Source organism: Bacillus sp. ME78, assembly GCF_903970865.1.
GTDB lineage: Bacteria > Bacillota > Bacilli > Bacillales > Bacillaceae_G > Bacillus_A > Bacillus_A cereus.
The window spans coordinates 1-12,688 of sequence record NZ_CAJCKK010000024.1 but is presented as its reverse complement, the minus strand read 5'-3'; the positions used below and the strand labels follow the sequence as shown (position 1 = coordinate 12,688).

Below are 12,688 nucleotides of genomic sequence, written 5' to 3'. Positions count from 1 at the left end.
TCTGCATGCTTTTTCATTTGAATTACTCTATTCTATATGCTGCTGCGTCACACAGTGAATCATACCACCATACGCATACAATTCATTCACATAAATACCGACAATTCTTCTTCCTGGAAACTGACCTTCAATAATTTGCAGCCCTAACTTGTCATGTTCATCACCATATACAGGAACTAATACAACTTCATTACCAATATAAAAATTCAAATATGAACCCTTACAGTCTGCTTCTTTTACCACTTTTCTTGTTACTGGTACTGGAATGAGCTGAAATGGCTTTCCATCTATATTTTTCGCTTGTCGTAATTCTTGATAATGCTTTTCGTACGCCTCCAAAAGGTATGGCTCTCCTTCACCGAAAGGATCATATTCATACAGTATCGTATTTTCATTTACAAACCGTGCCGCGCCATCAATATGATAATCCGTATCTTCATCATAATTATCTTCTCCGCGTATACCAGTTATCCATATAAAATTCGTTACTCCTAAATATTTCGTTAATTCCATTTCAATTTCTTTCTGACTTAGTGTGGGATTTCGATTTTCATTTATAATAGACGTTTTCGCCGCCATTAAGGTCCCGTTTCCGTTTATCTCAATTCCCCCGCCCTCTAGACAGACACTAGATTCAACTTTTGGAATGCGATACATTTCACTTATTTTATTCGGAATATTAGCGTCTTTTTCGTACGGATATTTATTTCCCCAACCATTAAATATCCAGTGCGTTAGGCAGCGATTCCCTTCCTTATCCGTTACAAAGATTGGTCCGTTATCTCTTATCCAAATATCATCAGTTTCTTGAATTAAGAAATCAATTTTATCCATATTTACATTAGCTTCCATTAACTTCGATTGGACATGTATTTTCTCTTCTTCATCACATACAACAATATGGACATTTTCTCCATAGTGAAGCTCCTTTGCCATCGATATCCAAATATCATCTAACTTAGCTCTATAACCTTCACCTCTATGTGCTTTATCATGTGGCCATTGGAGCCATGTACCTTCATGTTTCCCCCATTCCGCAGGCATATAAAACAAACTATTTTCTATATTTCTCATACGTGTTCACCCCTTATATGAATGTACGTACAGTCTATACTTTGACATCGTGTTAAGGTCAACAGGAATATCTTCATTTACTTGTAGCAACTTTATAAGGTGACTCTTTATTTCGCCTTTTTATTATGATAAATTGCTTTCGTACATAGAATAAGGATTGACATAATGTTAATGTCAATCCTTATTCTCATTCTATTTTCGTAACTAAAAAACAAATTTGTGTCACATACTCTTCTGCTAAACAATCACATTCAGGTCCCTTTATATAAACCTCATATGGCGAATTAACTATTACACACCCATTTTTTTCAACCCATTCTTCTAACGCTATATAAGCGTAACCTATATAGTCATAACTTCCATAATGCATAGTAGTAACGATATGATGTGGACTTAGTTGTTTCATTTCATACTTTGGTGCTACGTCTTCATCATTCCCCTGCATAACCGGAATTCTTAACTCAATATCACTGTTACTTGGAATATATTCTTCATCATAAAAGACTGCAGATGGAGAACCGACTATTTGAAAGTTATTTTTTTGTACCTCTTCATATAAGTCATAAAAATAATCATCCATATCATCTATATCTATTTTTACTCTTTGAGTAATTATCGTTACTTCGTTCCTCATTCCCATTAATATATCGTAACTTCTATGGCGAGCAATATTTAGACTACTATTCACCATTACCATTTCATTCATTTCTGAAATAACCTGTAAATTTTGCTTCACTTCATGAGACAACTCGATAATTTGTGATTGTATATGTTGAACAAACGAATCTTGATCCGATGACTGCAAAACAATTTTAATTTTTGGAAGAGGAAATTTATACTCCCTTAGCTTTTTTATTTTCAATGCTACTTCCAGCTGCTCTTGTTCATAATACCTATACCCATTAACCGGATTCACATATGCCGGTTTTAATATCTCCTCTTTGTCATAATGTCTTAACATCCGCGTACTCATTTTACAAATCCGAGAAAACTCAGCGATGGTATACATATCAATACTCCTTGAATATATTTTCTTTTCATTACTTATTTATTAAAACCAATCAAAAATCTTCTTCATTGAAAAATCTTCATTCTGATTTTTCAATCTTCTCATTTTCGAAGGTAACAAATGGCTTGGACAATACCACGTTAAACAATTCATTGCGCCTCCCATTGTTGATATTTCTCCTACATGAATTTGAATAACTTGCTTCTCCGTATACTGTTGAATATATCGTAAAACTTCCTCATCTTTGGCTAGTCCAAACTTAGGAACATAAAGAGCATCACATGATTCTAACATATTTATATACAACCCTTTTGCTGATGCTATCTCTTGATCATATTGTCCTTTCTCTGTATATGATGAAGGAACAACTATAAATTCAGCTTCTGGCATTTGTTCTTGAATAATCTCTTGAACACTATATCTAAATTCATGATCCCCTAAAAAATCACTAATAAACATTGTATGTTCATCAATAAATTTAACCATTCCGTCTGCGTGTGCTAGTACATCCCCTTCTTCAGCAGGAATAATAATAACTCGACTCACATCTAAATCCCATTCTAACTGCTCAATAATTTCCTCTTCTGTCCAATCATCGTTATCATCAAATATACGTTCTGTTAATATTACGGTATCTTTTTTATTCCAAATAAGATTACCACCATCTAATATTAATGGGGATTTCACATATTCAAAGTCATTCTTTTTCAACCATTTATTAAACTGTTGATCTAAATATCGCCCTTGATCATCTGGCAAATAATTTGGTCGATATTTAAATTTAACTAGATGATTTGTGACAACCGGTGCAACATCTCTTAGCCAAATATCATCATACTCAAAACAGCTCGTATGAAAGTCTTGTTCTTCAACAGATAAAGATATAAGTTGATCCGCAATTGATTTCTTTTCATTTAAACATTCATTAAAGTAAATCAAGTCTTCATAAAATGGTTGATAATATTCATTCGATTCGTCTGGTATTGCAGTAAAAATAATCCCATTATGTTTTTGTTCCATATTATTTACCTCGCTTTTTAATAGTAGTTACATAACTGATTTCACAAAGCCAACTATTCCTCAATTCATTTCTCTTTTCATTACAACTCATGAACCGCGTATATTTCATGAATGGATTATAGCATGGAGAAATATTATATATTTATATAAAAAATATAAAGCTGACGTTAAGCCTTAAATTGACTCTTGACAAGTTTTTTAAATACCATATTTTAAAACAACAATAAATGATTAAATGATTTTTTTATCAAGATTCAAACCCATTACTTCTAATAGATCGTTTTGATTATATAAATTCACTAAATGCGCTTCTACTCCTATACAAATTCCTTCTAGCGGAAGATCATTTGGATCCTGACCAAAGGGATCTTCAATTTCACCCCCTATTGCTTCAATACCTATGAATGCAAAACTTATAAATGTAAACTATTTTGATTATTGTAATGAACCATATTTACAAAAACCTCTTTCTCTATTAACCTTTTATTCTTTTAAATCACGAAAGTATACAATTAAATAATAGAATCATAAACCCTATCATTATGAGGCTGGTTAAGATTATTTCTTTCAATACCGTTACTCCTTTTTTGCAAAAAGATAAAATATCTTATTTAATTCAACAACAAATGTTCACTATTCTAAATCCCGACGCATCATTTTAGAATTCGCAATGAACAACGCACTAATTAATACAAAGATTGCACAGGCATATAACAATAAATCTAACGGACTATCGTGATCTATAATGATGAGACGCACAATAGCTGTTATACCTATATATATATAAAATATCGTAATGGAAAATGAAAATTCATTTGAAAATACTTTATAATCATTACGATGAATTCAAAGTACAAAAAGAATACGACGATACTATCAATTAAATGATAACTAGATTCATTACTATCCAATTTCAGTTCTTGTATAAACTGAATGACTTCTTTCATAAGAAACACACTTAGAACAACCCCTAAGCAAATTAAAGCTACATTTAAAATGTACTGTAAAACGATAGGGAAATACGAAAACACTATTTTAAAATTCTTTAACACAAACATTTTTCTCCTTTACCATATAAAACGAAAAGCGAACATACACTACAATTCAATTATCATCATATTTAAATTTTATTTTTACAAATAATAAGGAATGACAAAATAGGTAAAGATAAGATTTCACCTATTTTGTCTATATAGCAGCACAACGAAATTACAATTAATTACTTCAATGCAATTGGTTGTTGTTGTGTCACACAATGTATCATACCGCCGTTTTTATACAACTCCCTCACATCAATACCGACTACTTTACGATCTGGGTATAACTTCTGAATCGTATAGTTTGCGATTTTATCATTTGGATCATTATAATTAGGCACTAATACAACTGTATTCCCAATATAATAATTGATATACGATCCCTTATAATCGAGAGTTTTTCCATTCTCTAAAGCAACCTTTTCTTTACTAAGCGGCAAGTATTCATACTTATATTTCTGTCCTGAAGCATTTTTGGCATCTAACAATGTATCCATATCTTTATTGGATAAACCCCATTCAGCTAGGTCATCTTCTTTCATCGTTACAATGGTAGATTTATTATGGAATTTAGCAAATCCATCAATATGAAAGTCCGTAATATCTAAATTAGGTACTCCGTCTAACCAAATAAAGTTTGATACCCCAAGATCACTTATATATTTTTCAATTTCCTTTTCTGATAAATCAGGATTTCTATTTTTATTCGTTACCGCACTTCGAGTTAATAACGCAGTCCCATTGCTGTCTAATTCAATTGCGCCGCCTTCAAGGACAAATTTCCCCCAATCAATTCTTTCAATTCCTGATTGTTTACTCACATTCTTACGTATTTGAGCATCATTTTTATAAGGTGTTTTCTTCCCCCAACCATTAAATGCTGGATCTAATATTTTGAGATTTTTATTGCTGTCATAAACAAAAATTGGTCCACTGTCCCTTGCCCATACATCATCAGTAGGCGAGATAAAGAAATCAATCTTCTCCATATTTAACCCTTCATCTGTTAAAAGGTTATTGATTCTTTCTTTTTCTTCCTGGTCATATGCAACAATGTGGACTTTCTCACCCTCAGTTAAAGCACTTGCCATCTTAACCCAAATAGGTTCAACTTCCTGCTTATACTCTTCACCATATGTGTATTCATGTGGCCATTGTAGCCATGTACCTTCATGTTTATCTTTTTCATCTGGCATCGTATATTTCCCAGCATTTTTCTGTACCTCTACTTTTTCTCCTTCTTTCCCTTTAACATTTTCATTGTTACCCTCAAAAGAGCATCCACTAATAATCGTTGTAGATAATGTAGCTATTAAACAAAACTTTATTGCTTTTTTCATTTTTTCAACCTCCTGTTCTTGTCTCCAATACTGTAAAGCTTCACATAGTGTGAAGCTCAAGCTTTTTTATCAATGTAAAAATTACCAATTGTTCTTTGCATTACTTAGCATTTAACGACCTATTTAGATTTATTCAAATGCCAATCACCTTTTTCACCTATTTATCCCGCTATTTGTGGGCAGTAAGACCCCCACCTCAAAATTCAGCGAAAGCAAAGAAGTTAGGTGGGGCCCTGCTGATTAAAGTTTCACTTTATTCAGTAAGTAAAACTTTACAAAATAAAAAAATCGGTATTGATAATTACATATCAATACCGATTTTTTTATAATTACTTTCCTTCTATTAAATCATTCGCCATTTTCCTAAATTCTTGATTAAATGCATCATTCATACCATTTTGGACGTTAGAAAATAATATGACAAACGTTCGTTTATCCCAGTTAAAATTATTAAAAGTGTTCCAGCCAGCTAATACACCGTGGTTATGATAATAATCTGGGTAAATATAGAAACTAAATCCATATTTTCTTGCAGGTGATGCAGAAAACATATCTGATATACTCTGTTTAGAAAGTAGTTTACCATCCATAATAGCTTCATCTAACTTTTTCATATCTTCAACAGTCGTATACATTTCACCACAGCCATACAACCAGTTCATTTTTAAGCGAGGCGTGGCTATTAACTTATTATCTTTTTTCGTATACCCTTCTGCTAAGAAAATATCTTCTGGGAGTGTTGCGCCCATTCCAGATTCATGCATTCCAACAGGAGTCAAAATATTTTCTTTCACATATTCAGCAAGTGGTTTATTCGATATTTTTTCTACAATATATGCAAGCACCATATAATTATAATCTGTATATTTCCAGCCTGTCCCTGCTGGAAATTGTAACGTTTGTGCCCCAATCCACGTTACTAATTTTAACCGTGATGCTGCGTCAACACTACCTTGTCCCTGTTCTGGTAATCCAGACGTATGTGTTAACAAGTTTCGTAACGTAATATTTTTATCTGCTGGAAACGATGGGATATATTTATTTACATTGTCTTCAATGTTCAACTTCCCTTTTTCTTTTAGTTGCATAATAGATATTGCAACTACTGTTTTCGTAATAGACCCAATGCGATATTTCGTTCTTGGCGTTGTTAATACTTGATCTTTCATATTCGCATAACCGTAGCCTTTTCGTAAAATGACATGATCTTTACTTGCTACAAGAACACTCCCATTAAATCCTTTATCTTTTAAGTACTGATCTAGTTTTCCAGCTGCAATTTCATAACGCTTTTTCTCATTCGCATCAACTTCCTGCTTAACATCTTTTTGCTTACTATTTACATTAGAAAATGCCTTTGTATCATATTTTTTTCCTTTATTTGCATGTATTAGTGTAACAACACTTCCACAAAAAACAGCAAAAATAAAGAAAACGATTAACCATTTCTTTAACATACTAGGAACCCTCTTTTATCTAGTTTCACTTAACGTACATCCATTCTATTTTATATCTTTTAATTATCAAGTATATTATAATATTATTTAATATTCACTCTGTTAAAACTAGATTCCTTTTTCTCATTTTCAATTTTTACTACTCTCTATTGTATTTCTTTCTTGCAAAATTTCCAACATACAATCGGATGCATTAAACTATAATTTCAAATTCTTTTGTAACATTTGTTACATACTAAAAAGAATGGAGATGTAATATGAAAAATACCGATAAACGCAATCGTTTAGATGATAAAATGTTTCATTATCGGATAATAAAAAACAACATGGTATTAATTGAATATTACGGAAAACAGATTATGGTATTAAAAGGAAATGATGCTGAAAAATTTTTAAATAAAATAAATCATGCAAATAACGATAAAGAAAAACAGCTAATTATGGCTAAAATTACAGGTAATTTCAAAAGAGGTAATGAACGAAATTGAAAACGAATCTCATTTACATTTTGATTATACAACAAATAAAAAAGAAATGTCGCTCATTCAACATTTCTTTAGACTTTCTTCATAAAAAATTTACATTGCTAACATTCCTTCATTTTCTATACTTCCTATATAAGCTAACCGCTGAAATAGTTAGTAATACAACTATGCATAACCACGCGTACGTATATCCCTTCTTATCTACAATATAACCAAATAAAGCAGGCGCAACAATAATAGCAATTTGATTTAATGTAAGTGCAAAACTCACTGTCATCCCTACCGATTCTTCACTTGCTGATTCCGCAACTTCAGTTATAAAAAGACTAAACCATCCAATTGAAAAGAACCCTAACAATGCACTTACGCCATACAATACATTCGTTATTGTATGTATGCTCATTACTAATATTAGAATGAAGAAAATAGAAATACAAACAGTTATAAATAAGGGGGTACGCCTATTCCCCTTATAAAATAAATCACTAGTAGCTGCTAATATAACCCTACCAACCATTCCAGAAAAGAACATAACGGAAAATACTTTTCCAGCTAAAATTGGCGTGATTGATTGTTCCAATACTAAAAATTTTATAAAATGTGCAACTAACACCATTTGCAATGAAATCATACAAATGCCAGTTATATAAATTGCATACAACTCTTTTTTACACATCACTTCTTTTAACTGCATCCAAAAAGAAAGTTTACTACGTTCTTGTTTAACTTTCTCTTGAATATATGGTTCCTTATAAAATATAAAAAATAAAAACCCTCCAATTATACAAATGCATGCAATGCTATTTACCGCATAGGCCATATTATATTTTATTGTAAGAAACGGGATCAATACTCCCGCTAATGTACCACCAATCGGTATACCGGCTTGTCTAATCCCCATCGCTAACCCGCGATTTTCTTTTGAGAACCACTTCATTATCACCTTACTTCCTCCTGGCTGCGAAACACTATAAAACGTTCCTACTAATAAAAGTACAAAGAGTAACCCATTAAATCCATTGACCATATTAGTCAGTAAAAACGAACCCCCTAGTAAAAATAAACTTATCGAAATTAACAACTTTTCATTGTATTGATCCAGTAGCCGCCCAACAAAAAGCATACAAAATAGCGGTCCTATATTTACAACACTTACTAACAATCCACTCTCCGTATTCGTAAGTGCATATTCTTCTTTCCAAAATAAAGCAAATGCTCCAACACCATACGTTATAAGTGTCGCTGTTGTTTGAGCAACTGTCGCAAAAATTAACATAACCCACTTATAAGTACCATTCATCCTTTCTTCCATTAACACAATAATCCCTCCATCCCCTTCCATTGTATGAAAGTTCTGATATCATATAAAATAAAGATTTATCATATAATCCATCAAAAAAAATGATACCTTTTATGGAGGGATGATACTTGGATATAAAAGATTTAACTGTATTTTACGAAGTTACGAAAGAAAAAAACATATCTCACGCAGCTAAAAATTTAAACTATGTACAGTCTGGCGTGACAATGCGTATGAAACAACTAGAAAACGAATTAGGTGTGCCTTTATTTTACCGAAACGGAAAAGGTGTAACTTTAACTTCTAACGGTGAGATTTTATTACCATACGCCAAACAAATTATCCACTTAATGAATCAGTCTGTTAAAGCAGTTCAAAGTAATAGGATCGAACCAAGAGGCACTTTAAAAATTGGATGTACAGAATCTACAACCGCTGTAAGACTTCCATCTATATTAACGGCCTATTATGAGGAATACCCAAAAGTCGAATTGATTTTAGAATCAAATACGACGGAACAATTGATTAGACTTGTATTAGAACGAAAACTAGACGGGGCGTTTATCGCTGGAACCACTCAGCATGCTGAACTTCATACAAATATATTTCATGAAGAAGAATTAGTTCTCATTAGCAAAAAGCCTTTATCTTCCTTTAAAGACATAGGAGACATGAATTTACTTGCATTTAGTCACGGGTGCTATTATAGAAATTTATTAGAAGATTGGCTTCAAGAAGAAGGAATTTCACCTAAACGAGTATTAGAGTTTGGAACAATTGAAGCGATACTCGCATGTGTAAAATCAGGTATGGGCGTAGCAATTATGATGAAGTCTATTTTAAATGGTCACAAACATGACATATCATTCAATCCTTTACCAAATAGCTTCAAAAAAGTTCCTACTACTTTTATTACTAGAAAAGATATATATCACTCTGCTGCATTACAAAAATTTATGGAGATGACTCTCAATGCGTGAAAAGAAAATACGTGGTATGAAACGAAAAACAAACACTATGATAAAGCGAATTGAGGAACATACAAAAACATTCCCTTCTACTTTCTATAACGATGAATATTGGAATATGCTATTGCCAGTTTCGCAAGCTTTTATTGACTCTCGTAAAACACCTAGAAAAGTAAAGCGATTGTGTATTCAAACCTTATTAAATCAAGCAAATCATTTAATAAATATGAAACCGAGCGATACACATACATATCGAGTTGTTGTTTTGATTTCTATAAATAATTTGTGGGATTCGCAAATCATTATATTTAAAAATGAGGACTATTTTCATAATTTCTTTAATAGAAATAGTGAATGTCAAAAATGGATCCTTCTTTCAAATGAAATTGATTTTGGGGAGACATAGGAAATTTCAGTTTATCATTCCTTCCAAACACTTCGCTTTCAAGAAATTATTTATGATGAAGATGAATGCTATGAAAAAGAGATTCTGTTTATCGGGGAGTTAAATTAAAAAGGGTATACCTAAAACACTGGTATACCCTTTTCCACTTATTTTTCCTTCAATACACTATGTAATCGATCCGGATAATTTGTAAACATTCCTGTAGCACCCCATTTGATTAACAATCTCATATCTGGTTTCTCGTTAATTGTATAAGGGTGAATTAACAGTCCATTTTTCCTAGCCATTTTCATATATGACTCATCAATAATTAGTTCTCCGTTATCATTACGTAAGTTTGGTCCAATACCAGCTGCATACTTTTTAATTTCTTGAAAATCATCATTCGTTACACTTTTCGGTTCATGTGTAATGCCAGACCATTCGACAATTTCATTGTTTTCATTTGGATAATACCAAAGCAATTGAACTAACGGAATATTTTCATTCATACTATGAATCTTTTTCAAACTATCTTTACTAAATGATTGAATCATAACACGGCTAGAAGACATGTTTTGACCTACTAAATTATATTTTTGTAACAACGCCAACAATTTCTCTTCCATTCCTGGATACACATCTGGTGATTTTGTTTCAATATAATACTTCATACTTCTTCCATACTTTCGAAAAATTTCTTCAAGAGTTGGAACTTTTTGCCCAACATACTCTTGCTTAGCCTTTTCTGGATACGCTTTATTAAACCATGATCCTGCATCTAAACTCTTTATTTCGCTTAACGTTTTATCACGTACTTCGCCTGTTCCATTTGTAGTGCGATCAACCGCTGTATCATGCATTGCAATTAATTGGCCATCCTTTGTTAATTGAATATCTAACTCTAAATAATCCGCTTTCATTTTTTTCACTAAATCATAAGAAGCAAAAGTGTGCTCAGGTGCATGTCCACTTGCTCCGCGATGTGCAATATTTAAAAACTTATTCGTATTCCATTCATGCTTCCCTTCTGCTTTCGCATGAACAGCTCCCCCAGCAAAGATACTTCCCGTCATAAAGAAAATAACTAAAACGCTAATAATTTTTCTCATCCTTCTAACCCTTCCTACGTTGCAAATTTCAACAAGTTAATGAGATTTACACGAAATAGAAGATATACTTTCATTATTTTTATAAGCTTATATGAAAATTCCAATCTTACAAATACAATTCCCCTATGTTATTACTATACTATTTATTTTCCATATCCCTCCTATTCACATGTAACTCCTTATTGATTACAGTTCATCAATAAAAAAAGCCATAATTTATTTAGAGGACACTTCTGTATCCCTAAATAAATGTATGGCTTATCTCAAATATCTCCGGCCTCGATTAACTTGTCGAAATTAATCATACCAAACCTATTAATATTTGTGAATATTATTTTTTCAGTACGACGAAGCTTTAACCAGTATAAGTTATATATCTCATACTAATTAGTATTTGAACCTATCGAATTTTTCTGTACAGCCTGATTCCTATCTAACTTCTTTAATTTCCATTCATACAAGATAAAATTCTATTATCATTTGACGTGATATTTACGTAAACCTAGGTTTTATTTAATTACAAATTCTTAATTTCGTATATCTTTTCTTGTAAGTTTAGGTTTCTTTTGAGAATGTGGTATATTTACATGTCCCGAAGCAGCCGTGGATTGTCTCCTTTCCTTTCTTGACAGTCTAGGCTTCTTTTGAGAATGTAATTTTTTTAAATGTCGCGAAGTAATACCTTGTTTTTTGAAATCAAAGTAAAAATACAAATGTGTACTTAGCGCTAGGAAAACAACTGAAATAAATGACAATATAACGATTAGCACAATCGCCATAGCTTTTTGGCTCAAAATCCCAATAATAACTTGACCAATCATATAACCTAAACCAGAAAAATATACAATTTTAGGAATTTTCACATCTTGATCAGTTGTCCCCCTTAAGCGGGCTGTAAAATATTTAATCCAGAATAATTCAGATTTATAAACAATTAAACTATATGCAATAAGCGATAGAGTAAAAAATAAAGGTGACTCTATTTCTACGAATTCGTAAGCTAACTTTTGTACAGCTATGAAGCTACAAAATGAAATACTTAAAGCAACAAATCCAGAATATAGTAAATGTTGCAATTGAGGCTGCCGAGGCTTATGAATAGAAACCCAAATTCCCCATAGATTACATATCACATAAAATGGTAAGGCTACGTAAGAGTATATATTGAACGGTGGAAATATGAATAAAATGATAAGTAGCATAAAATTCATGATAACCCACATAAAGGCCCCTACAACATTCCTTATATCAAATGGTATTAATATTCGTATACAATCCACTATGTTGTTGCCATTATATTTGTCCATTATGCATCCCATCCATTTCCTCTCTCTTTAAATCAATATATATGCATATATACGCTCCAGATATACTAAACACAACAGCCAATAAAGAAAAGACTAAAATTAAGACCGTCGCTAAACCGTTTTGTGATAATGTACCTATACATATTTGTCCAATAACATATCCCAATCCTGATAAATAAACAATTGGAGAAATT

The 12,688-nt window shown here is 32.0% G+C and carries 10 protein-coding genes and 4 pseudogenes; 3 read left to right on the top strand and 11 right to left on the bottom strand.

All coding sequences use genetic code 11. The annotated features are described in order from the left end of the window. Nucleotides 1–27: 27 nt before the first annotated feature. The 7 genes and pseudogenes from H6481_RS21400 to H6481_RS21370 all read right to left on the bottom strand — a co-directional run bounded on the left by H6481_RS21400 (nucleotide 28) and on the right by H6481_RS21370 (nucleotide 6,937). Nucleotides 28–1,074 carry an agmatine deiminase family protein gene (locus H6481_RS21400; protein WP_182813161.1) on the bottom strand — a complete coding sequence of 349 codons (1,047 nt, stop codon included), beginning with the start codon at nucleotides 1,072–1,074 and terminating at the stop codon, nucleotides 28–30. A 187-nt stretch (nucleotides 1,075–1,261) separates the two neighbouring features. Continuing rightward, nucleotides 1,262–2,083, bottom strand: coding sequence for a MerR family transcriptional regulator (locus tag H6481_RS21395; RefSeq protein ID WP_182813159.1), 822 nt, complete (start codon nucleotides 2,081–2,083; stop codon nucleotides 1,262–1,264). A gap of 42 nt (nucleotides 2,084–2,125) precedes the next feature. Further along, complete coding sequence (locus tag H6481_RS21390; protein WP_000435519.1) at nucleotides 2,126–3,103, bottom strand: agmatine deiminase family protein; 978 nt, start codon at nucleotides 3,101–3,103, stop codon at nucleotides 2,126–2,128. Nucleotides 3,104–3,334: 231 nt separating this feature from the next. Next, nucleotides 3,335–3,526, bottom strand: a pseudogene (locus tag H6481_RS21385) (bestrophin family ion channel); the annotation flags it as partial. Between the two features lie 210 nt (nucleotides 3,527–3,736). After that, nucleotides 3,737–4,155: pseudogene (gene psiE, locus H6481_RS21380) on the bottom strand (phosphate-starvation-inducible protein PsiE). A 167-nt stretch (nucleotides 4,156–4,322) separates the two neighbouring features. Beyond that, complete coding sequence (locus H6481_RS21375) at nucleotides 4,323–5,480, bottom strand: agmatine deiminase family protein (protein WP_063548202.1); 1,158 nt, start codon at nucleotides 5,478–5,480, stop codon at nucleotides 4,323–4,325. A gap of 329 nt (nucleotides 5,481–5,809) precedes the next feature. Continuing rightward, entirely contained in the window at nucleotides 5,810–6,937 is a 1,128-nt protein-coding gene (locus H6481_RS21370; protein ID WP_182813157.1) for a serine hydrolase domain-containing protein, read from the bottom strand. Nucleotides 6,938–7,194: 257 nt separating this feature from the next. Here H6481_RS21370 and H6481_RS21365 point away from each other — a divergent pair, with 257 nt between their 5' ends. Continuing rightward, nucleotides 7,195–7,425 carry a hypothetical protein gene (locus H6481_RS21365; protein WP_000798786.1) on the top strand — a complete coding sequence of 77 codons (231 nt, stop codon included), beginning with the start codon at nucleotides 7,195–7,197 and terminating at the stop codon, nucleotides 7,423–7,425. A 109-nt stretch (nucleotides 7,426–7,534) separates the two neighbouring features. Here H6481_RS21365 and H6481_RS21360 read toward each other — a convergent pair whose 3' ends face one another. After that, complete coding sequence (locus H6481_RS21360) at nucleotides 7,535–8,764, bottom strand: MFS transporter (protein WP_033657483.1); 1,230 nt, start codon at nucleotides 8,762–8,764, stop codon at nucleotides 7,535–7,537. Nucleotides 8,765–8,850: 86 nt separating this feature from the next. On the opposite strand from H6481_RS21360, the gene H6481_RS21355 reads away from it, so the two are divergent. Next, nucleotides 8,851–9,702, top strand: a complete 852-nt coding sequence (locus tag H6481_RS21355; protein WP_182813155.1) for a LysR family transcriptional regulator — start codon at nucleotides 8,851–8,853, stop codon at nucleotides 9,700–9,702. Further along, nucleotides 9,695–10,204 (top strand): annotated as a pseudogene (locus H6481_RS21350) (DUF3916 domain-containing protein). Before H6481_RS21355 ends, H6481_RS21350 begins: the two are co-directional and overlap by 8 nt. Before the next feature lie 38 nt (nucleotides 10,205–10,242). On the opposite strand, the gene H6481_RS21345 reads toward H6481_RS21350, so the two are convergent. The 3 genes and pseudogenes from H6481_RS21345 to H6481_RS21335 all read right to left on the bottom strand — a co-directional run. Then, nucleotides 10,243–11,187: a glycerophosphodiester phosphodiesterase gene (locus H6481_RS21345; RefSeq protein ID WP_001226345.1), complete on the bottom strand. Its 945-nt coding sequence runs from the start codon at nucleotides 11,185–11,187 to the stop codon at nucleotides 10,243–10,245. A gap of 527 nt (nucleotides 11,188–11,714) precedes the next feature. Beyond that, nucleotides 11,715–12,506, bottom strand: coding sequence for a hypothetical protein (locus tag H6481_RS21340; protein ID WP_016512497.1), 792 nt, complete (start codon nucleotides 12,504–12,506; stop codon nucleotides 11,715–11,717). Beyond that, a pseudogene (locus tag H6481_RS21335) lies at nucleotides 12,481–12,688 on the bottom strand (hypothetical protein); the annotation flags it as partial. The pseudogene H6481_RS21335 and the gene H6481_RS21340, both read right to left, overlap by 26 nt.

Coding starts and splice junctions, on each gene's coding strand:
- H6481_RS21400 (WP_182813161.1), bottom strand. CDS start 1,074: ATGAGAAATATAGAAAATAGTTTGTTTTATATGCCTGCGGAATGGGGG.
- H6481_RS21395 (WP_182813159.1), bottom strand. CDS start 2,083: ATGTATACCATCGCTGAGTTTTCTCGGATTTGTAAAATGAGTACGCGG.
- H6481_RS21390 (WP_000435519.1), bottom strand. CDS start 3,103: ATGGAACAAAAACATAATGGGATTATTTTTACTGCAATACCAGACGAA.
- H6481_RS21375 (WP_063548202.1), bottom strand. CDS start 5,480: ATGAAAAAAGCAATAAAGTTTTGTTTAATAGCTACATTATCTACAACG.
- H6481_RS21370 (WP_182813157.1), bottom strand. CDS start 6,937: ATGTTAAAGAAATGGTTAATCGTTTTCTTTATTTTTGCTGTTTTTTGT.
- H6481_RS21365 (WP_000798786.1), top strand. CDS start 7,195: ATGAAAAATACCGATAAACGCAATCGTTTAGATGATAAAATGTTTCAT.
- H6481_RS21360 (WP_033657483.1), bottom strand. CDS start 8,764: ATGGAAGGGGATGGAGGGATTATTGTGTTAATGGAAGAAAGGATGAAT.
- H6481_RS21345 (WP_001226345.1), bottom strand. CDS start 11,187: ATGAGAAAAATTATTAGCGTTTTAGTTATTTTCTTTATGACGGGAAGT.
- H6481_RS21340 (WP_016512497.1), bottom strand. CDS start 12,506: ATGGGATGCATAATGGACAAATATAATGGCAACAACATAGTGGATTGT.